Origin of the sequence: Cyclobacterium sp. SYSU L10401 (assembly GCF_010993705.1) — a bacterium.
In the GTDB taxonomy this organism is placed as follows: Bacteria; Bacteroidota; Bacteroidia; order Cytophagales; family Cyclobacteriaceae; genus Cyclobacterium.
Map to the genome: position 1 here is coordinate 96,072 of NZ_WOFO01000006.1, position 17,850 is coordinate 113,921.

At 44.3% G+C, this 17,850-nt stretch carries 18 protein-coding genes; 15 read left to right on the top strand and 3 right to left on the bottom strand.

The genetic code is table 11. The annotated features are described in order from the left end of the window. Positions 1-4: 4 nt before the first annotated feature. Positions 5-1,183: an efflux RND transporter periplasmic adaptor subunit gene (locus tag GL182_RS14980; RefSeq protein ID WP_163380586.1), complete on the bottom strand. Its 1,179-nt coding sequence runs from the start codon at positions 1,181-1,183 to the stop codon at positions 5-7. Between the two features lie 265 nt (positions 1,184-1,448). Between GL182_RS14980 and GL182_RS14985 the strand changes: the two genes are divergently transcribed. The 12 genes from GL182_RS14985 (at position 1,449) to GL182_RS15040 (ending at position 13,452) form a co-directional block, all read left to right on the top strand. Then, entirely contained in the window at positions 1,449-2,513 is a 1,065-nt protein-coding gene (locus GL182_RS14985) for a carbohydrate-binding family 9-like protein (RefSeq protein ID WP_163380587.1), read from the top strand. Positions 2,514-2,577: 64 nt separating this feature from the next. Further along, positions 2,578-3,375, top strand: a complete 798-nt coding sequence (locus GL182_RS14990; RefSeq protein ID WP_163380588.1) for a DUF4382 domain-containing protein — start codon at positions 2,578-2,580, stop codon at positions 3,373-3,375. Further along, the gene (gene ribD / locus GL182_RS14995; protein WP_163380589.1) at positions 3,375-4,424 is read left to right on the top strand and encodes a bifunctional diaminohydroxyphosphoribosylaminopyrimidine deaminase/5-amino-6-(5-phosphoribosylamino)uracil reductase RibD; all 1,050 of its coding nucleotides are present in this window, start codon (positions 3,375-3,377) and stop codon (positions 4,422-4,424) included. The genes GL182_RS14990 and ribD overlap by 1 nt, the downstream gene beginning before the upstream one ends. Then, positions 4,417-4,905: a GAF domain-containing protein gene (locus tag GL182_RS15000; protein WP_163380590.1), complete on the top strand. Its 489-nt coding sequence runs from the start codon at positions 4,417-4,419 to the stop codon at positions 4,903-4,905. The genes ribD and GL182_RS15000 overlap by 8 nt, the downstream gene beginning before the upstream one ends. 102 nt (positions 4,906-5,007) lie before the next feature. Then, entirely contained in the window at positions 5,008-5,589 is a 582-nt protein-coding gene (locus GL182_RS15005; protein WP_163380591.1) for a non-canonical purine NTP diphosphatase, read from the top strand. Between the two features lie 31 nt (positions 5,590-5,620). Beyond that, positions 5,621-6,238, top strand: a complete 618-nt coding sequence (gene udk / locus GL182_RS15010) for a uridine kinase (RefSeq protein WP_163380786.1) — start codon at positions 5,621-5,623, stop codon at positions 6,236-6,238. A gap of 160 nt (positions 6,239-6,398) precedes the next feature. Then, on the top strand, positions 6,399-6,779 hold the full coding sequence (locus GL182_RS15015) for a hypothetical protein (protein WP_163380592.1): 381 nt from the start codon (positions 6,399-6,401) through the stop codon (positions 6,777-6,779). 93 nt (positions 6,780-6,872) lie between these two features. After that, a complete protein-coding gene (secDF, locus tag GL182_RS15020) occupies positions 6,873-9,851 on the top strand; it encodes a protein translocase subunit SecDF (protein WP_163380593.1) in 2,979 nt (992 codons plus the stop codon). A gap of 144 nt (positions 9,852-9,995) precedes the next feature. After that, a complete protein-coding gene (locus GL182_RS15025) occupies positions 9,996-10,670 on the top strand; it encodes a hypothetical protein (protein ID WP_163380594.1) in 675 nt (224 codons plus the stop codon). A gap of 79 nt (positions 10,671-10,749) precedes the next feature. Next, the gene (gene metK / locus GL182_RS15030; protein ID WP_163380595.1) at positions 10,750-12,003 is read left to right on the top strand and encodes a methionine adenosyltransferase; all 1,254 of its coding nucleotides are present in this window, start codon (positions 10,750-10,752) and stop codon (positions 12,001-12,003) included. 115 nt (positions 12,004-12,118) lie between these two features. Continuing rightward, positions 12,119-12,634, top strand: a complete 516-nt coding sequence (locus GL182_RS15035; RefSeq protein WP_163380596.1) for a DUF1572 family protein — start codon at positions 12,119-12,121, stop codon at positions 12,632-12,634. 56 nt (positions 12,635-12,690) lie between these two features. Then, on the top strand, positions 12,691-13,452 hold the full coding sequence (locus GL182_RS15040; protein WP_163380597.1) for an EcsC family protein: 762 nt from the start codon (positions 12,691-12,693) through the stop codon (positions 13,450-13,452). 2 nt (positions 13,453-13,454) lie between these two features. Here GL182_RS15040 and GL182_RS15045 read toward each other — a convergent pair whose 3' ends face one another. Together GL182_RS15045 and GL182_RS15050 are read right to left on the bottom strand one after the other, a co-directional pair. Continuing rightward, the gene (locus tag GL182_RS15045) at positions 13,455-14,546 is read right to left on the bottom strand and encodes a Gfo/Idh/MocA family protein (RefSeq protein ID WP_163380598.1); all 1,092 of its coding nucleotides are present in this window, start codon (positions 14,544-14,546) and stop codon (positions 13,455-13,457) included. A 2-nt stretch (positions 14,547-14,548) separates the two neighbouring features. Continuing rightward, positions 14,549-15,181 (bottom strand): hypothetical protein, encoded by a 633-nt coding sequence (locus GL182_RS15050; RefSeq protein ID WP_240469846.1) that lies wholly within the window; start codon positions 15,179-15,181, stop codon positions 14,549-14,551. Positions 15,182-15,372: 191 nt separating this feature from the next. On the opposite strand from GL182_RS15050, the gene GL182_RS15055 reads away from it, so the two are divergent. The 3 genes from GL182_RS15055 (at position 15,373) to gap (ending at position 17,847) form a co-directional block, all read left to right on the top strand. Continuing rightward, entirely contained in the window at positions 15,373-16,116 is a 744-nt protein-coding gene (locus tag GL182_RS15055; RefSeq protein ID WP_163380600.1) for a hypothetical protein, read from the top strand. A 34-nt stretch (positions 16,117-16,150) separates the two neighbouring features. Then, entirely contained in the window at positions 16,151-16,735 is a 585-nt protein-coding gene (locus GL182_RS15060) for a VTT domain-containing protein (RefSeq protein ID WP_163380601.1), read from the top strand. A 119-nt stretch (positions 16,736-16,854) separates the two neighbouring features. Beyond that, positions 16,855-17,847, top strand: coding sequence for a type I glyceraldehyde-3-phosphate dehydrogenase (gap, locus tag GL182_RS15065; RefSeq protein WP_163380602.1), 993 nt, complete (start codon positions 16,855-16,857; stop codon positions 17,845-17,847). The last annotated feature ends 3 nt before the right edge of the window (positions 17,848-17,850 follow it).

The window sequence follows — 17,850 nt, forward strand, 5'->3', positions numbered from 1 at the left end:
TCGCTTAAGGGATCTGCACTAATTCGGCTACCGTATTATCCTCCTGAATAGATGGATCTACCTCTTCATCAGTGGCGACAATTTTTGGTTGGATGGTCATACCATTTTTGATGTTTTGTATGCCTTCAAACACCAGGCTTTCACCGGCTTCCAATCCCGATTCTACGATGTAGTAATGAGAAAACCGGGCCCTGGGAATAAAACTTCTCATTTCCACCATATTGTCATCCCCCACGACGTAAACAAAACTTCTGTCCTGGATCTCAAAAACCGCTTTTTGTGGAATAATGATGGCATTCCTTATCCGGTTGGTAAGGATAATTTTTCCGGTAGAGCCATGTTTTAAAATCTTGTTGGGATTGGGAAACCTTGCCCTGAAGGCTATCGATCCCGTATTGGCATTAAATTCACCCTCCATGGTCTCAATCATACCCTTAAAAGGGTAGGGCGAACCATCTGCCAGAACCAATTCCACCACATTGTTTTCTTCCGTCTCATCCTTGGCCTTGATATATTCCAGGTATTCCCGCTCTGAAACATTAAAATATACGTGAACGGAACTCACATCCGATACCGTGGTCAATAGGCTGCCCGGATCAATCAAACTTCCTGTGCGCAAGGGAATCCTATCTGTAGTACCGTCAAACGGTGCACGGATTTCGGTATAGGACAGTTGTACTGCCGCATTGGCTTCTGCAGATTTGGCTTCCTCTATTTTGGCCATCACTGCATCGTATTTCGCACGGGTAAGGTTCAGTTCAGATTCTGAGATCACATTGTTGTCCACCATGATCTTCAGCCTTTCCACCTCAAATTCCATCACCTTGGCTTCTGCTTTGGCACTTTCCAGGTTTGCCCTGGCTTTGGCCAGATCAGCCTTGTATTCCTGATCGTTGGTCTTGAAGAGCAACTGCCCCTTTTTTACTTCCTTTCCCTCGTCTACAAAAACCCGCTCCAGAAAGCCTTCCACCCGGGCTCTTAATTCCACATTTTGGATGGCTTTGATGTCTGCCACATAATCCCGGTGCAAAATAGTATCTTTGGCCACTACCTTGATCACGGGAAATTCTTTGATTTTAGCTGCCGTATCACCCGTTTGATTTTCTTTACTACATGAAAAAAATATGCTTCCGATTAAAAGAAAAACGAATATCCAGTTTTTACTCCATTTACCTCTGTTCATTGCCAATTCTCCTACAAATTATACCTACGTTAAAGCATTAAATTACCTGAGTATTATACTTTAATAACAAACATAATTACTAATTTTTATCAGTTAAACCAAGTGAAAAATTACCCAGGCCTGCCTTTCATAAGATCAACGGGTAAAATCTGGTATGAACATTCGTCTTTTTAATTAATTTTCTGAATCTTATCTCCCGTAATCAACCTGAAAAAAATATCATTGCCCATCTTGTTGTATATTTGTTTTCCCTGATTAAAAAAATATGCATAAAATAATTACCAGCTGCCTGATCATGGCTTTCCTAAGCCTGCCCACATGGGCACAGCCAATTCCCGCACCAAGAAATTACATGGCTTACCAGGTGCAGGAAAAATTAATAATGGATGGCCTACTTGAAGAATCCGCCTGGAAAAATACTCCCTGGTCAGACGCCTTTCAGGATATTCAAGGAGAGGAATTTCCTGAACCCGGACAGCTTACCCGGATGAAAATGCTGTGGGACAAGGACAACCTGTATATTGGGATCCGGTTGGAAGAAACCCATATCTGGGCCACTTACACCGAACGCGAATCCGTCATCTTCCAGGAAAATGACATAGAAATTTTTATCGACCCAGATGGTGACACCCACCATTATTATGAAATAGAAATCAATGCTCTGGGAACACTTTGGGATCTATTGATGACCCGGCCCTACAAAAATGGAGGCAAACCTATTAACGGCTGGAACATCAACGATTTTCAATATGCCGTGCACCTGGAGGGAACCTTAAACGACCCCTCCGATACGGATGAATTTTGGATCCTTGAAATGGCCATTCCGTGGAAAAGCCTTTCCCAGTCCGGGCCCCGGTATAGTGCTCCTGAACCTGGGGAACACTGGAAAATAAATTTTTCGAGGGTACAATGGCAAATTGAACCTGAGGGAAAAGGATATGCTAAAAAAACCAACCCCGACAGCGGGAAAGCCTACCCGGAGGACAACTGGGTTTGGTCAGCCATGGGCCAGGTCAACATGCATATTCCGGAACGCTGGGGCTATGTGCAATTTTCGGAAATGACCGCCGGGGAAGGTACAGCATCATTTCAGATCCATCCGGACGAAAAAGTCAAAAACGAATTGAGAAAATATTATGAAGCACAGCGGAAACTATTTGCCAGCTCCGGGCATTACAGTAAAGATCTTGCTGAGCTGGACATTGCCAGCGATTTAACGGACCTTTCCTATGAAGTCAGTGAAAGCAGGTTTAAAATTTCGGCTGCATCAACTATAGCTGAAGCCGGCCGTTGGTATATCACTGAAGACAGCAGAATATGGCAGGAATAACAGGGAAGTTCGTGGTTCATTTGGGATATAATTCGTACCAGCGTATAAAATCGTAATCGAGGTGATGAATAAATTGTATTTGTTTTTATGGATGGGTATGTTTTCGGGACTATGTATGAGTTGTGACGATGCTGCTTCTGAAAACCGTTCCCTCGTCAATATACTTTTAGTAGATGCGCCAGGGGATTTTGATCAGGTCTGGATAGAGGTGCTGGGCGTGGAAATCTTGCCGGCCGGTAGCAGGGGTAATGCTGAAAATGCCAGCTGGGTCAACATTCCCTACCAGGCAGCCAGCAATATGGTCCGTATAAGTGACCTGGTTAATGAAGAAAGGTTATTGATAGGTAGAACCGAAATTCAGTCGGGCACCGTTTCAAAGATCAGGCTTTTGCTGGGAAGCCAATTGTACCTGATACAGGATGAAAACCGCATTGACCTGAGCACAGATTCGGATTTCGAAGAGAAACTGGAAGTAGAAATTAATGTTAACGCCCTGCCGGGAAATTCCTATGATATTTACCTTGACTTTGACCTGGCGCGTTCAGTGGTAAATACAGGCAATGGCAACTTCCTGCTGGATCCCAGGATCCGGGTTTTTGAGTCTGCTGTTTCAGCTGTTATCCGCGGTAGCATTTTACCCAGAAATGAAAGACCTCATGTTTATGTAAGCAGTAACACCGATACCCTGACCACCCTTACAGGAGAAAATGGTGGTTATTACCTGCAAGGGCTTCCTCCCAATGATTACCGGATCACCATAGATGCGCCTTCCAACTATCTGGATACGGCCTTCAATGTCTCGGTAAAGGAAGACACACTACTGACCATTCCTGCCATCACCCTAAGACCGCAAATGCCCTGATGGAAGCTAAAACCCGGACTTTATCTGAAGATGAGACTTTCATGCAAAGAGCCCTGGACCTGGCTTCCCTTGGTGAAGGCCGGGTCAGTCCCAATCCCATGGTGGGATGCGTGATCGTTTTGGAAAATGAAATCATAGGTGAAGGCTACCATGAACAGTATGGGGAAGCCCATGCAGAGCCCAATGCCATCAAAACCGTCAAAGACAAAAGCCTGCTTCAAAATGCCACCCTTTATGTCAGTTTGGAACCCTGTGCTCACCATGGAAAAACACCCCCCTGTGCCGAATTGATTGCCAGGCATCGGTTGAAAAAAGTAGTCATCGGAGCTTTGGATTCCAACCCCCTGGTAGCAGGTAAAGGAATTTCCCTCCTGAGGGCTGCCGGAATTGAAGTGGTCTCCGGGGTACTGGAAGAAAAGGTTAGGCTGCAAAACCGCAGGTTTTTTACCCGTATGGAAAAAAAACGCCCATACATACTATTGAAATGGGCACAGACACAGGACAGGTTCATTGCCAGAACCAATTTCGACAGCAAATGGATCAGTTCCGCCCTTAGCCGCCAGCTGGTTCACCGGTGGAGGACGGAGGAAGATGCGATTATGGTGGGCACCCATACTGCTCATTATGATAATCCCCGGTTGAATGTTCGTGACTGGACCGGAAAAGATCCCATACGGGTGCTTATCGACAGACAGCTCCGGCTTTCCCCCGAACTGAACCTTTTTGATGACAGTCAACATACCCTGATTTACAACTATAAGCAGGAAAAAACGATTGGACAAACCTATTGGATACAAGTAAAAGAGCCATTTGGCCTCCATGCCCTTTTAGAAGACCTGCAGCAAAAGGGCGTGCAGAGCCTGCTGGTGGAAGGGGGTGCGGCCTTGTTGCAGGACTTTATCCGAGAAGAACTGTGGGATGAAGCAAGGGTTTTTACCGGAAACCTTCGGTTTGGCCTCGGTATTCCAGCCCCTGTATTACCTGGTTTGCCCGAAAAGCGTATTTCTTTGGAAACAGATGTTTTAGAAACCTATTTCAATCATGAGTGAAAATATTGTCCTGCCTCCCCAGGCCGGCAAGGCTGAAAAATACGAAGCATTGCTTCCTCAAATGGAAGCCCTGATGGCTTCAGAAACGGATTTGATTGCCAACATGGCCAACATGGCAGCGGTTTTAAAAGAAGTTTTTGGTTTTTTCTGGGTAGGATTTTACCTGGTCAAAAAAGAGCAATTGGTGCTGGGACCATTTCAGGGTCCGCTGGCCTGCACCCGTTTAGGCTATGGGAAAGGTGTTTGTGGCAAGGCCTGGGAAACCAAACAAACCCAGCTAATCCCAGATGTAGATGCTTTTCCCGGTCATATTGCCTGCAGTTCTGCCAGCCGTTCAGAAATTGTGGTACCCATTCTGAATGCCGGGGTTGTCCTGGGTGTATTGGACATAGATTCCGATAGGCTGGCGGACTTTGATGGCATAGACCAGAAATACCTGGAAAAGATGGTCTCCCTGATCCCTGTACCTGTAGAAGATTAACTTTTCCCATTTTCCACCACTAAAGGTATCAAAGTCATTTGGAGGAGCAGAAAAAAACCGAAGGATAGAGGGATTTACAAAAAGCTCCGTTAATTTCACCCTATGAAAATTTGTTTTGCCTCCAATAATCCCAAAAAGCTGGAAGAAATCAGGGCTGCATTGGGAAATGAGTTTGAAATTGTTTCCTTAGCTGAAATAGGATGTAAGGAAGAATTGCCAGAAACAGGGGATACCCTTGAGGCCAATGCTTTACAGAAAGCCAGGTATGTCAAGGATCATTTTGGGGTAGACTGTTTTGCAGATGATACCGGCTTGGAAGTAGCAGCTCTTCAGGGGGCACCCGGAGTGTATTCAGGAAGGTTTGCCGGAGAGCCTAGAAGTGATGAAAGAAATGTTTCCCTGCTGCTCGAAAAAATGCAGCAAATAGACCACCGAAAAGCGGCTTTTCGAACCGTCATAGCACTGATCATAGCGGATAAATCCTTTTCCTTTGAAGGTAAAGCGGAAGGAAGTATCACCGAACAACGTTCAGGAAATGGGGGCTTCGGCTATGACCCCGTTTTTCAACCCGAAGGCTACAACAAAACTTTTGCGGAATTGAGCATGCCCGAAAAAAATGCCATCAGTCACCGAGGGAAGGCAGTGAGAGAGCTGGCCGCCTTTCTACAGGAGCATTATTCTTAATCATGGCCACATGAGTATCACCCAGAACCCCATGAAGAAACCATTTATCATAGGTATCACCGGTGGAAGCGCCTCGGGAAAGACGCATTTTCTGGATAAATTGTTACATGCCTTCGAGCCGGAACAGGTTTGTTTGATCTCTCAGGACAACTATTACAAACCCAGAAACCTGCAACCCCTGGACGAAAGGGGCATACATAATTTTGACACCCCCCATTCCATAGATTTTGAACAGTATGCTTCAGATATCAGGGATATTCAGGAAGGAAAAACCATTACCCGTCAGGAGTATACCTTTAACAACCCCAACAAGAAATCCAGGATCCTAACCTTTAAGCCGGCACCAGTGGTGGTGGTAGAGGGCATTTTTGTGTTGTACTATCCTGAGCTTGCCAACCTGCTGGACCTTAAAGTATACATTGATGCCAAAGACCATATCAAGCTAAAGCGAAGGATTGTCAGGGATAAGGTAGAGCGTGGATATGATTTGGATGATGTACTGTACCGGTATGAACAACACGTGATGCCTACTTATGAAAAATACATTGCTCCATTTAAACATGATGCTGACCTGATCGTGCCCAATAACCACGGATTTGAAAGGGCATTGGAGGTAATCAAGGTTTTTCTACGGGAGAAAATCAAGTAAAAGTGAGCGGGAGTCAGACAAAATTCCCTGGTGAAAGCTACTAATTGTACTTTTTTGAGTCTCAAATCTTTCTAAAATGCTGATTAGCAAGTGCTTTGTCGTGTCAATTTATTTCATTAATAACTGCAATTTTCAAAATTCTTTTCTATATTTGCGCCCCATGGGGAATAATTGGAAACATAACAGGTTGATACACGAAAGGCTGTCCCTTCTGGTGGTGATGCTGTTTTGTGTATTTGTGTCTTCCTCCGAATTTACCCTTGACCTTGATGTAAATGCCTCTGGTATTGACATACAACTCGATTTAAGCGAAAATCAAGGGGATGAGCCCTCGCCAGGCGAGGATAAAACCTTTATCCATACGGCCATTGATGCGGTAGTGCCCTTTGTTTTGGTGGTATTTGACCACGCTTACCATTTCATTTATGAGATTACAGGTGCAGAAAATCCCAAAATCAATTTTTATTTAGACGTAGAACCCTCATACAATCATTTATTTGAAATACTTTTTGAGCAGATCATTTCTGTAAATGCACCCTGAGTAAACTTTTCTCTTTCTGTAAATCTATTAGCGGCAAAACTATCAAGCCGTAATCATTTCCTTAGTTTGTAATCAAATATTTAATCAATAACCATGAAAAATAAAGGTATTATCGTTTTTTTGACGGTGGTCGTTACGGGCTTATGTCTGTATTACCTGTCCTTTACCCTGGTATCCAACAGTGTTCAGGATAAAGCCACTACTTATGCAACCGATGAAACGGGCAATATAGACTTTGACAAAAGGCAGTCCTACCTGGACTCTGTATGGAGGGAGCCTGTGTACAACTTTCTCGGCATTCCTTTTACCTATCAGGAGGTTAAAAACACCGAACTGGGTCTGGGACTGGATTTACAGGGAGGCATGCATGTGACCCTGGAGGTATCCCCCATTGAAATCGTGAAGGGTTTATCTGGCGGTAGTAAGGATCAGGAATTTAACCAGGCAGTGGAAAAAGCAAGTGAGCGGGCCAAAACAGAGAATGACCTGTTTGTCAACATCTTTTATCAGGCCTGGCAGGAAGAAGCCGGAGACAGGCAGTTGAACACCATCTTCGCCACAGCAGCCAACAGAGGCAGGATTTCTTTGGAATCCTCAGATACGGATATTCTAAACATCCTGGACGATGAAATAGAAAATGCCATTGACCGCTCCTTTAATATTTTAAGGACCCGGATCGACCGCTTTGGTACCTCCCAGCCCAATATACAGCGGATTCAGAATACCGGCAGGATTCAAATTGAACTACCGGGTGTAGACAATGCTGAGCGTGTGAGGAGCCTGTTACAGGGGGTAGCCAAGCTTCAATTTTGGGAAGTAGCCGAAATAGATCAATTTGGGGATGCCTTGCAGCAAATCAATTCATTTCTGGTCGAAGAAGCTACCAGTCAGCAATCTCAGGCAAGTGCATCAGGTGATGAAACGGATGCCCTGTCAGATACCACGGATTTGGAAAGTGACCTGGCGAGGCAATTGGCAGAAGGGGGTTCGGATACTGATTCCCTGGGCAACGAAGTTTCCCCGCTTTTTTCCTTATTGAAGGCCAATTATGGACTGGTATATGAGGTAAGGGATACCATGACCATCAACCGGGTTTTCAAAAGGGAAGATGTACAGGCATTATTGCCAAGAGACATTCGTTTCATGTGGTCCGTAAAGCCCCAGGTTCAGGACGACATGGAATTGTTGGAATTACATGCCATCAAGGCCCCAAGGGGGACAGATCAGGCTCCATTGGAAGGTGATGTGATCACAGATGCCAGGCAATCTCTGGATCAAACTTCCAGGCCTGCCGTAAGCATGCAGATGAATGCCGAAGGAGCCAGAAACTGGAGAAGGCTAACTGCCGAAAACATTGGTAACAGGATCGCAGTAGTGCTGGATGACTATGTCTATACCGCACCTACGGTACAGGGTGAAATTCCTTCAGGACAATCAGAAATCACGGGTAATTTCACCATGGAAGAAGCCAAGGATTTGGCCAATATCCTTAAATCCGGTACGCTTCCAGCTCCAACGAATATTGTGGAAGAAGCCATCGTCGGACCTACACTGGGAGTGGAGGCAAGAAATCAGGGTATCAATTCCATGATTGCCGGACTGGTGCTGGTTGTATTGTTTATGGTAGCTTACTATTCCAAAGGCGGATTGGTTGCGATTGCTGCCTTGCTTTTCAACATCTTCTTTATTTTGGGTATTCTCGCGCAATTGGGTGCCGCACTTACCCTGCCAGGTATAGCAGGTATCGTTTTGACCATTGGTATGTCCATTGATGCCAATGTATTGATTTTCGAAAGGATCAAAGAAGAATTAAGGAATGGCGCAGGAATATTGCAAGCCATCAGCAGTGGTTATGACAAGGCGTTCAGTGCCATTCTGGACTCCAATGTTACCACTTTTCTTACCGGAGCCATTTTGTATGCATTGGGTCAGGGTCCGGTTAAAGGTTTTGCCATTGTTCTGATGATTGGTATTGCTTCTTCCTTTTTCTCGGCGGTTTTCATCACCAGGGTAATTGTCTATTGGATGAGCAAAAAAGGAGAAAAGAGCAGCCTTTCTTTTGCGACTCCATTTACAAGAAACTTATTGTCAAACCTCAATATAGACTTCCTGGGCAAAAGAAAAGTAGCCTACCTGATTTCAACTTCCATCATAATCATCGGTATGATCCTGGCGCTTACATCCGGATTGAAATTTGGTGTGGATTTCACCGGGGGCCGGTACTACATCGTAGAATTCAACGAACCGGTTCCTGCCTCTGAATTGAAAGTAGGCCTGGATAATGAATTTGGTGGTTCGGTAGAAGTGAAAACCTATGGCGCCAACAATATCCTGAAAGTGACCACCTCCTACCTTGTCAATGAAGACAATGAAGAGGCCAATAGGGAGGTAGAAAGCAGGATCAAGGAAGGTATTGCCACAGTAACCGGGTTTAACTTTATTGAGGATGCCAATCAAATGTCGGAAGGGGCATTTGCTATTACTGGTTCCAATAAAGTGGGCGCCACTGTTGCTGATGACATTAAAAACTCCTCCATGGAAGCCATGTTCTTTTCTTTGGTTGCCATATTCCTGTATATTCTGCTGAGATTTAGAAAATGGCAATTCTCCCTGGCCTCCATCGTGGCCTTGATACATGATTCCATGTTTGTGGTTGCAGCTTTTGCTATTGCAAGTGCCTTTGGTGCCACCTTTGAAATAGACCAGGTATTTATAGCTGCCATGCTGACGGTGATCGGTTATTCCATCAATGATACCGTGATTGTATTTGACCGGATCAGGGAAAATATTGAGAACCGGGGTACCGGCAAGCTGGTTAAAATGTTCAATGATGCCATTAACCAAACCATGGGCAGAACACTGATCACCTCTGCCACGACGTTGATTGTGGTATTGGTGCTGCTGATATTCGGAGGAGAAGTTTTAAGAGGATTTTCATTCGCCTTATTGATCGGTGTATTGGTAGGTACCTATTCATCCATTTACATTGCTACTCCTGTAGTGGTGGACCTGATGAAGCGGGAATTGGCCAAGGAACCTGAAACCCCAAACCCGAAGAAAAAAGTAGCCTAATCCATTAATAGGTCAGAAAAATTAAAGTCAGCCTCTCCGGGGGCTGACTTTTTTATTGGTTCGAAATGCAAAATAAATACCCTAAACAGGGTATTGCCTGCACTTTTCTTTGCATTTAAATTGCATAAAATTAAAAATCTACCAATGCAACTGTCCTTCTATTTAATTGCCATTATTTTAGGAACCCTGTTTGCCGGAATTTATCTGCTGTCTCAGTCCGGCCAAAAAGAGTACAAGAGGATCAGCTCCCTGGTGTTATTGATCCTGATCACCGGATTGCTATCTGAAGCCATCTGGAACTATACGGTGGCTTACGGAAAAAATAATTGTCTGCTATACAATATTTTATACCTGTACCTGAGACCCACGGCAATGTTGTTACTTTACAGCCAATTGCCCTACAGTTGCCATTTGCAAAAAAAGGTGTTGCCCACTATTGCCGGCTTTTTACTACTTGGACTGCTTAACAGCTTGTTTTTACAGTCCATTTTCACCGATATCCAGTCCTATACCTATCTTATCGGACATGGGTTGGTATTGTTTTACAGTCTGATTTTTTTCAAGGATATTCTGCGGCAGGGCCAATTCAAGGACACCAACCTGCTTTCCCTTCCCTATTTTTGGATGGCCAGCCTGGTGTTGTTTTCCTTTGGAGAAAGTTATATTTTTTTCATTCTCACTTATTATTTCCCTAGCTTGGGCACTTATGGTATGGGTCATGTTTTTCAATGGGTGCAGTTTTTTGGAGGAATAATGTACCTGTCTTTTGGTCTTTCCTTTTATGCTCCCATGATTTTTAACAGGCGTTACAGCTATTAAGTCAGTCCTAAGTGAAAAAATAGTTTTTAATTTTAGCCATTAGATGTAGATTTACGGCTAAATTTTAAAAAAGCTTTGTATGTCATATTTATTTACTTCGGAATCGGTTTCCGAAGGGCACCCCGATAAAATTTCAGATCAGGTATCAGATGCCATCATCGATCATTTTTTAGCCTTTGACCCCAACTCCAAAGTAGCCTGTGAAACCCTGGTGACTACAGGTCAGGTCATTCTGGCGGGAGAGGTTAAATCCAACACCTACCTGGATGTACAAAAAATTGCCAGAGATGTTATCAACCGCATAGGCTATACCAAAAGTGAATACATGTTTGACGGCAGTTCCTGCGGGGTTTTATCAGCTATTCACGAACAATCTCCTGACATCAACCAGGGAGTGGACCGCAGTGATCCCGAGGAGCAGGGCGCAGGTGACCAGGGCATGATGTTCGGATATGCCATCAATGAGACGGAAAGCTATATTCCCCTAGGCCTGGACCTCTCTCACAAGTTATTGAAGGAATTGGCCGCTCTTCGCAGGGAGAATGACCAGATCAAATACCTTCGGCCAGACTCCAAGGCCCAGGTTACCATTCAGTACGGTGATGACAATGTCCCTGAAAAGATCAATACCATCGTGGTTTCTACACAGCATGATGATTTTGATGAAGAAAGCCTGATGCTGGAAAAGATCAAAAAAGATATCATAGAAATCCTTATTCCCAGGGTAAAAGCACAATTACCGGCAGCGATTCAGAAGCTGTTTACCGACGAGATCATTTACCATATCAATCCAACGGGGAAATTTGTCATTGGGGGACCTCATGGAGATACAGGCCTTACGGGAAGAAAAATCATTGTGGATACCTATGGTGGCAAGGGAGCGCATGGAGGCGGAGCCTTTTCAGGCAAAGATCCTTCCAAGGTAGATCGTTCCGCTGCCTATGCAACCCGACACATTGCCAAAAATATGGTCGCTGCAGGGCTGGCAGACGAAGTTTTGGTACAGGTTTCCTATGCCATTGGTGTAGCCAGACCCATGGGCTTGTATGTAAATACCTACGGGACTTCAAAAGTAGCTTTATCCGATGGTGAAATAGCCAAAAAAATAGAAAAATTATTTGATATGCGCCCTTTTGCTATAGAAAACCGCCTGAAACTGAGGAATCCCATTTATGAGGAAACCGCAGCATACGGTCACATGGGTAGGCAAAGTGAAGTCGTTTCCAAAACATTTTACTCCCCTGACAAGGCCTCCATCACATTGGATGTGGAGCTGTTTACCTGGGAAAAACTGGACCATGTACCAGCCATAAAGAAAGCCTTTGACCTTTAGTTTAAAGGAAATTTTCTCAAATGAAGGCAGCTGTTCAGGTTGCCTTTTTTTTATTCAAATAATAGGGTAAATTGATCTGTAATTCAATATTTTCCGTTTTACTACCTATTTAAGTATGGATCCCATCAAAGACTATCTGGAAAGTACTGTCAGCCTCTTCCACACCTACAAAAGCCTGGGGGAAAAAGCTTTGGCGCAAGTCCCTGAGGAAAAGCTTTTTTGGCAGTTTAACGAAGACAGCAACAGCATGGCAACCCTGGTCAAGCACCTGTCAGGCAACATGCATTCACGCTGGACCAATTTTTTGACCACAGATGGGGAAAAGCCCTGGCGAAAACGGGATGAGGAATTTGAAAATGACATCAAAAACAGGAGGGATATGATGCAGGAATGGGAAAAGGGTTGGAAGCTGCTTTTCGATGTGCTGGATTCCCTATCTGAAGAAGACTTTGAGAAAACCGTTTACATCCAAAACAAGGCCCACACGGTAATGGATGCCATCAACAGGCAACTGGCCCATTATGCCTCCCATGTCGGTCAATTGATCTATTTGGGTAAAATGCTGGTCGATGGTCCCTGGAAAAGCCTGAGCATACCCAAAGGGCAATCCAAAACGTTCAACAAAGGTTAAAACAGGCCATTCGAAAAGTCTTTTTATCCAGCTACACCTAAATCATTTCGGCTACCATGTCACCTATCGAATCCAATCCTGAAAAGCTCTATGAAAGCCTGGCCTACCGGGACATGATGATTTGGTTACAAAAAACAAAGAAAAAACCCTCCCTGCTTAACCGTGTGACCAAAGGAACCCAAAGGTCCATCAATAACCTCATCCCTGAAAAGATACACAAGGCCATAACTTATGCCATAGAGAAAATGGTCAAAGGAGTTTTGACCGGTAACGAATATATAGGAACCAAACCATATACCGTAAACAGATTAAGTTTGAGGGAGTACAAAGCCCGCAAAAGCATTCGCCTCTATACCAGAACTGCTTCTGTGGAGGGGGCGGTAACGGGAGCCGGAGGTATACTGATGGGTTTTGTGGACCTGCCTGCTTTCCTGGCGATAAAAATGAAAATGCTCTTCGAAATAGCCGCTGCTTACGGCCACGATGTTAGGGACTATAAAGAACGGGTATTTATCTTGTATATATTTAAACTAACTTTTGCCAGCCAAAAAACCAGAAATGAAACCATCGCTTACCTGGAAAACTGGGCCAGTCATGCGCAGACCCTTCCTGAAAACCTGACTGATTTTGATTGGCGCAACTTTCAGTTAGAATACAGGGATTACATGGACCTGGCCAAATTGGCCCAGTTAATTCCCATTATTGGCGCTGGGGTAGGTGCCATTGCCAATTATAAATTAAGTCAACAATTGGGTAAAATGGCCATTCATGCGTATCGCCTGAGGTATTTCCTTAAAACAAATGCGATTAAGAAATAAGCTTATTTCAAATAGATCCGCTCCCCTTTTTTCGCACTTTCCTTTGCTGCATCCAGGATCTCCACCACCACCATGTTGTTTTCCAGGGAAGAAAGGTCATTGGCACTGACCTTAACCTTACCACGGACCACAGCGGCCAGGTAGGAAAAGGGGTCATCAAAAGGATACGCCCTTTGAGAAAGGGTTTCTGATTCTTCCTGGCTTTCACCAGTTTCTCTGCTGACCAAATGCGTGTTGTTCTTGGCGATATAATAGCCTGTGCTACCATATACTTCCATATCCTTTCGGCTAAAAGGCCAATTCCAGGAAGCCTGAATCACTCCCTGGGTTTTGGGGTATTCCAATAGAATGGTGGCTTCATCATCCACTTTGGGGTAGATGTCTGGCTTGATTTGTTTGAGTTCTGCCGTGACAGACAGTGGCTTTTGACCATCCATTAGCCAGGTCATCAGATTGGCACCATAACAGCCAAAATCTATCACTGCCCCTCCACCATTCAATACAGGATCTGTGAGCCAATCCAAAAACTCCTGATTGACGCCAATCTCCTTGGGGCCTTCATGCCCATCATTGATCACCACCCTGCGCAAGGAACCAATGGCAGAATGATCAGCCAGCCGCTTTTTTACTTCATGGTTACTGGCATACCAGGTCGTCTCATAATTGGTCAGTAAATGTATCTTATGTTCCCTGGCCAGAGCCTCCATTTTCCTGGCATGTTCCATACTTACTGCCAAAGGCTTTTCTACCATCACATGTATTCCCCGGGGTGCGCAGGCCTGTACCACTTCCAAATGCTCGTAGATAGAACCAAAAGCCGTTACAGCTTCCGGGCTTACCTTTTCAAAAAGGCTTTCCATATCATTGAAAACCAAATCCATGCTCAGGCCATGTCTGGTCAGGTACCTCTCTGCCAGACCTGTATTGGGCTCCACTATGCCTACGATTTCAATATCTCCTATATCTTCCCTCCCCAGGATCCAATTGACATGTGAATGGGTAAGACCGACCACGGCTATCTTCACAGGCTCCTGCGCAGACAACTGCTGAAGGGAAAGCAAGGTGGTAATCATTACAATGATCAGTTTTCTCATTTTTAGTTATTTTTTAAGGGTTTGGTAATATTTTGAAAAAATCCGTTTCCTTCCTTTTTCCTTTTTTCTCTTGCCTTTTTCCGGCGCTTCTTTTGCTGCTGCTTTCCTTTGACCAATACAGAACGGGCAGATATGCCCACCTGACCATTATACCAGGGCTGTCTGCCGACAATATTAATATTGGGCTTATAATCCACGGAAAAATTCACACCTAAAATCGTTAATTCCAATCCGGCAATCAAGTCAACACCAATGAGTGCATTGCCGTAGGTCTGGATCATCTGCATGCTTTCCGGAATTTTCTCCCGGCTTTCCCCTATCCCCATAGAAATACCTGCCCCATAATAGTAGTTCAGCCTTTTGGATAGCAGGGGCTTGTGCTTTTCAAGCAAGGCATGAAAGCTGGTATTCACATTGAAGTCTGATTGAAGGATTCCCTCTGCCGTAAGTCCTTTGTGAATGCGTTGCTGAACGGTAAGGCCAATCATTCGGTATTGATTGGTATTGCCGAGTCGCAGACCCAGGGCACTGCCATAACTTTGACCATATGAATTACCAGAGTAGCACAAAAGTATTAAAACAAAAGCCAGAAAATAATTTTGCATGAGTTGCCGGTAAATTTGAAACTTATTCATCAAAAAACCAGCCAAATGAATAAACAAATTCAAAACCTCTGCCATACTCATTTCCCAAATTCCTGATTGAAGTGCTTGAATTTAGGAAGAATTGTTTTCATGGCCAGCTTTATAAAGGATTCCCTTGGGGAAGTATTGCGAAAAGCAATTAAATAATTAAATTTAAGACCATCTTCAAAAATACCCGTCCTATGAAAACCTTACTTTCAATATTCCTTATTGCTTTTGCCACATTCACACATGCTCAGGACCTGGAAGGTGCCTGGAAACTAACCCATCAAAACGGTGAACCAGTAAAAAACAGGGAATTTATAAAAATCTATCAAGACGGCTATTTTGCTTTTGGAGCCAAAGAAATTGAGGGAAATAAATTCCTTATGGCGGGTGGTGGCAACTACCAATTAGAGGGAAATAGGTATGAGGAAAGCCTGGATTTTTTGACCCTTGACCCCGAACAGGTGGGCACCACCAACAGCTACACCCTGGATTTTGCCAATGAAAAGATGGTCATTTCCGGAAAAATAAAAGGTGAAGACCTGATTGAAATATGGGAAAAAATATCTTCCAAAGAAGATGACCTCACCAGAAATTGGGTGATTACAGGAAGAAAGAGAGATGGTGAGATATCAAAAATGACACCGGGAGCAAGGAGGACAGTAAAAATATTAAGTGGAGGTAGGTTTCAGTGGATCGCTTTCAATTCTGAAACCAAGGAATTTAGTGGCACCGGAGGAGGCAATTACGAGGCCATTGATGGAAAATACACGGAGCATATCACCTTTTTTTCCAGGGATGACAGCCGGGTAGGGGCATCCTTAAATTTTGACTATGAAGTGATCGACGGAGAATGGCATCACAGTGGTTTAAGCTCCACCGGTAACCCCATTTATGAAATATGGTCACCTTACGAGGACGCCTACAAGCCCAAAAAATAATTGATGCAAGTTTTTTACAAATCAGGAAATTTTAATGGTTCAGTGGTTCTCAAACGATAAGAACAAGTTTCTTATTTCCAATTTGTTAAAAGGGTTTTTTTATCTGGCCATTTTATTGGGTCTTTTTCTATTGTTGAGGCAATTTAGTAGTGAAGAGCAAAGGTACGCCTGGTTTGGTAGTATTTATGATGATGCAGTATTGGTAATGGGTATTTTTGTGCTTTCAGAAATACTTTTTGGCATCATTCCTCCTGAAGTTTTCATGTTATGGTCCCTGGAAACCTCCCTGATAGGCTCCTATCTCCCAAGCATTGGGATCTTGTCGGTCATTTCCTATGGTGCAGGTTTTTTTAACTTCAACCTGGGCAAGTGGATAAAAGACAAAAAGTGGATCAGTGGGGTACGTTTCCCCCGGTTTTATAAATATTTGGGCCTATTTGAAAAGTATGGCGGTCACCTGGTTGTTGTGGCTTCCATCAGTCCTTTGCCCTTTTCTGCTATTTCCCTATTGAGTGGTATGGGTGGACTGCCAACAAAAAGGTACCTGCTGTTAAGTCTTTTCAGAATTGTGCGGTATTTTGTTTACGGCATCGTTTTGATAGGTATTGATCAGCTTTGAAGCCCTCCTACGGATTCCAACTTACCTACTTGCCGATAGTCCGGTATATTTTCGACCCTTTTTTCATATTTAATGGCCTTTGGAAAAATTCTTTCCTATTTTCGAGGCACATTTAAACTATGAAGAAAAAACGAATCGCGGTAAATGGCTGTGGTAGAATCGGCCGTTTGACCATCAAGTTGATTTTGGAAAGCCCCCACCTGGAGTTGGTAGCTGTAAATGACCTCACGGATCCAAAAACACTTGCTCACCTGCTGCAATACGACTCCATTCACGGCAAATATGGTCAACGGGTTGTGGAAAGAGAGGGCAATATTCAGGTAGGAGACAAACTCATTCGCATTTTTGCAGAAAAAAACCCCCTTTTAATCCCCTGGAAAGAACTGGACATAGATGTGGTCCTGGAATCTACGGGGAAATTTACCGACAGCACAGGTGCTGGAATGCACCTTAGGGCTGGTGCGAAAAAGGTAATCATCACCGCACCACCAAAATCACAGGATGTACCTATGGTGGTATTGGGTGTGAATGAGGAGATTTTGAAGGGGGATGAAGACATCATTTCCAACGCCTCCTGTACCACCAACTGCCTGGCCCCGATGGTAAAGGTCTTGGATGACACCTTTGGAATTGTCAAAGGATTTGTCTCCACTGTTCATTCCTATACCAATGACCAAAACCTGCATGATGCTCCCCATAGGGATCTTCGCAGGGCAAGAGCTGCTGCCTATTCCATCATTCCTACCAGCACCCATGCTGCAAAAGCCATGGAAGTCGTTTTGCCCGGACTTCAGGGAAAAATTGAGGCATCAGCCATGCGGGTACCTGTACCGGACGGTTCATTGACAGATTTAATCGTACTATTGAAACAGGATCCTGGTGCCGCATCCATCAACGAGGCCTTTCTGGAAGCTTCTCAAAACAGGTTTAAGGGAATCATCGAGTATGCAGAAGATCCCATCGTATCCATCGATATCGTAGGCAACCCTCATTCCTGCATCCTGGATTCGGGATTGACTTCTTCCATGGGAAACCTGGTAAAGGTCGTAGGCTGGTATGACAATGAATCCGGGTATTCCAATCGGCTGGTGGAACTGGTAGACCGGTTATAGCGA

Excerpts from the sequence above, each read along its gene's own strand:
- GL182_RS15050 (WP_240469846.1), bottom strand. The coding sequence starts at position 15,181 with ATGAATAAGTTTCAAATTTACCGGCAACTCATGCAAAATTATTTTCTG.
- GL182_RS15025 (WP_163380594.1), top strand. The coding sequence starts at position 9,996 with ATGCAACTGTCCTTCTATTTAATTGCCATTATTTTAGGAACCCTGTTT.
- metK (WP_163380595.1), top strand. The coding sequence starts at position 10,750 with ATGTCATATTTATTTACTTCGGAATCGGTTTCCGAAGGGCACCCCGAT.
- GL182_RS14985 (WP_163380587.1), top strand. The coding sequence starts at position 1,449 with ATGCATAAAATAATTACCAGCTGCCTGATCATGGCTTTCCTAAGCCTG.
- GL182_RS15055 (WP_163380600.1), top strand. The coding sequence starts at position 15,373 with ATGAAAACCTTACTTTCAATATTCCTTATTGCTTTTGCCACATTCACA.
- gap (WP_163380602.1), top strand. The coding sequence starts at position 16,855 with ATGAAGAAAAAACGAATCGCGGTAAATGGCTGTGGTAGAATCGGCCGT.
- GL182_RS14980 (WP_163380586.1), bottom strand. The coding sequence starts at position 1,183 with ATGAACAGAGGTAAATGGAGTAAAAACTGGATATTCGTTTTTCTTTTA.
- GL182_RS15005 (WP_163380591.1), top strand. The coding sequence starts at position 5,008 with ATGAAAATTTGTTTTGCCTCCAATAATCCCAAAAAGCTGGAAGAAATC.
- udk (WP_163380786.1), top strand. The coding sequence starts at position 5,621 with ATGAAGAAACCATTTATCATAGGTATCACCGGTGGAAGCGCCTCGGGA.
- GL182_RS14990 (WP_163380588.1), top strand. The coding sequence starts at position 2,578 with ATGAATAAATTGTATTTGTTTTTATGGATGGGTATGTTTTCGGGACTA.
- GL182_RS15035 (WP_163380596.1), top strand. The coding sequence starts at position 12,119 with ATGGATCCCATCAAAGACTATCTGGAAAGTACTGTCAGCCTCTTCCAC.
- GL182_RS15000 (WP_163380590.1), top strand. The coding sequence starts at position 4,417 with ATGAGTGAAAATATTGTCCTGCCTCCCCAGGCCGGCAAGGCTGAAAAA.
- GL182_RS15015 (WP_163380592.1), top strand. The coding sequence starts at position 6,399 with ATGGGGAATAATTGGAAACATAACAGGTTGATACACGAAAGGCTGTCC.
- GL182_RS15040 (WP_163380597.1), top strand. The coding sequence starts at position 12,691 with ATGTCACCTATCGAATCCAATCCTGAAAAGCTCTATGAAAGCCTGGCC.
- GL182_RS15060 (WP_163380601.1), top strand. The coding sequence starts at position 16,151 with ATGGTTCAGTGGTTCTCAAACGATAAGAACAAGTTTCTTATTTCCAAT.
- secDF (WP_163380593.1), top strand. The coding sequence starts at position 6,873 with ATGAAAAATAAAGGTATTATCGTTTTTTTGACGGTGGTCGTTACGGGC.
- ribD (WP_163380589.1), top strand. The coding sequence starts at position 3,375 with ATGGAAGCTAAAACCCGGACTTTATCTGAAGATGAGACTTTCATGCAA.
- GL182_RS15045 (WP_163380598.1), bottom strand. The coding sequence starts at position 14,546 with ATGAGAAAACTGATCATTGTAATGATTACCACCTTGCTTTCCCTTCAG.